The 1,233-nt window shown below is 65.5% G+C and carries 1 protein-coding gene and 1 pseudogene; one reads left to right on the top strand and one right to left on the bottom strand.

Annotated features, from left to right (window positions below; genetic code table 11):
* A pseudogene (locus tag I71_RS06905) lies at nt 1–706 on the bottom strand (ATP-binding protein); the annotation flags it as partial.
* A gap of 108 nt (nt 707–814) precedes the next feature.
* Between I71_RS06905 and I71_RS06900 the strand changes: the two are divergent.
* Nucleotides 815–1,210, top strand: a complete 396-nt coding sequence (locus tag I71_RS06900; RefSeq protein WP_042692918.1) for an acyl-CoA thioesterase — start codon at nt 815–817, stop codon at nt 1,208–1,210.
* The last annotated feature ends 23 nt before the right edge of the window (nt 1,211–1,233 follow it).

Genomic DNA, 1,233 nt, shown 5'->3' with positions numbered 1-1,233 from the left:
ATGCAGGGTCTCGGCGGCCGGCGTGGTGGCGTCCGACCGACAGCAGGGATGGGTCGCAGCTCCAGCGGATTTGACCACCGCGATAGAGATAGGCCTTGGAGCGTGCCAGCCGGTAGAGCCGGTGCGGCTCGAAATGAGCGGTCTCGCCGAAGATTTCCGGGTCGGCATGGAAGCGGATGGTGGTGCCGCGCCGGTTGACGTTGCCGCGATGGGCCAGCGGCCCCTGCGGCAGGCCGCGGCTGTACTCCTGAACATAGAGCTGCTTTTCGCGGGCAATCTCCACGGTCAGCCGGTCCGACAGGGCATTCACCACCGACAGGCCGACGCCATGCAGGCCACCAGAGGTCTGGTAGACCTTGTTGGAGAATTTGCCGCCGGAGTGCAGCGTGGTCATGATGACCTCCAGCGCCGACTTGCCCGGATATTTCGGGTGGTCGTCGATGGGGATGCCGCGCCCGTTGTCGCGCACCATGACCGTATAGTCGGCGGTCAGCTCCAAATCGATTCGGCTGGCATGGCCTGCCACCGCCTCGTCCATCGCGTTGTCCAGCACCTCGGCGACCAGATGGTGCAATGCACGATCGTCGGTGCCGCCGATATACATGCCCGGCCGGCGCCGGACAGGCTCCAGCCCCTCCAGAACCTCGATGTCCTGGGCGGAATAGCTGTCGGCCTTGGGGGCCGTGTTCTCGAAAAGATCGCTCATGATCGGATGATAGGAATTTCGTCAGGGGTGCGCAAGCGCATCCTGTGCCGCTTATACTGCGTTGCCACAAGCTTTTGTGGACGAATTTTTCATGACGCCGGGGGAAGCATGAGCGCAGTGGACGGATACGACTTCGACAACGGCCCGGCGCTCCGGGCCATCGCGATGCCGGCGGACACCAACCCGAACGGCGACATCTTCGGCGGCTGGCTGCTGGCGCAGATGGATCTGGCCGGCGGCACGGTGGCGGTGCGGCGCAGCCATGGCCGCGTCGCCACCGTCGGCATCGAGGCGATGACCTTCCACAAGCCGGTCTTCGTCGGCGACGAGGTCAGCTGCTTCGCCCGGATCGAGAAGGTCGGCCGCACCTCGCTGCGTGTCCGCATCGAGACCTGGGTGCGCCGCGAGCGTTCCGGCTCCGACCCGATCAAGGTGACGGAGGGCGTCTTCACCTATGTCGCCATCGGCGAGGACCGCAAGCCGCGCGAAGTGCCGCCGGAGTAAGGCCGGCCATAGCTCCGTGCATT

The organism is Azospirillum sp. B506 (genome assembly GCF_000333595.1).
In the GTDB taxonomy this organism is placed as follows: Bacteria; Pseudomonadota; Alphaproteobacteria; order Azospirillales; family Azospirillaceae; genus Azospirillum.
The sequence above is the reverse complement of the archived record's forward strand: the minus strand, read 5'-3'. Positions and strand labels throughout refer to the sequence as shown.

Excerpts from the sequence above, each read along its gene's own strand:
- I71_RS06900 (WP_042692918.1), top strand. The coding sequence starts at position 815 with ATGAGCGCAGTGGACGGATACGACTTCGACAACGGCCCGGCGCTCCGG.